Genomic DNA, 355 nt, shown 5'->3' on the forward strand with positions numbered 1-355 from the left:
TAGTACCGTAGGCCGGATAAGGCAAAGCCGCCATCCGGCATTACCCGCACCACACCGTAGTACCGTAGGCCGGATAAGGCGAAGCCGCCATCCGGCATTACCCGCACCACACCGTAATACCGTAGGCCGGATAAGGCGAAGCCGCCATCCGGCATTACCCGCACCACGCCGTAATACCGTAGGCCGGATAAGGCAAAGCCGTCATCCGGCATTACCCACACCACACCGTAATACCGTAGGCCGGATAAGGCGAAGCCGCCATCCGGCATTACCCGCACCACACCGTAGTACCGTAGGCCGGATAAGGCAAAGCCGCCATCCGGCATTACCCGCACCACACCGTAGTACCGTAGGC

The 355-nt window shown here is 60.8% G+C and carries 1 protein-coding gene; it reads right to left on the reverse strand.

Translation table 11 applies throughout. The annotated features are described in order from the left end of the window. The coding region (locus OGV79_RS01220) for a hypothetical protein (RefSeq protein WP_286466705.1) at window positions 1-355 on the reverse strand (355 nt) is incomplete at both ends.

It is taken from the genome of Citrobacter sp. CK185, assembly GCF_030333565.1.
GTDB classification, from domain to species: Bacteria; Pseudomonadota; Gammaproteobacteria; order Enterobacterales; family Enterobacteriaceae; genus Citrobacter_B; species Citrobacter_B koseri.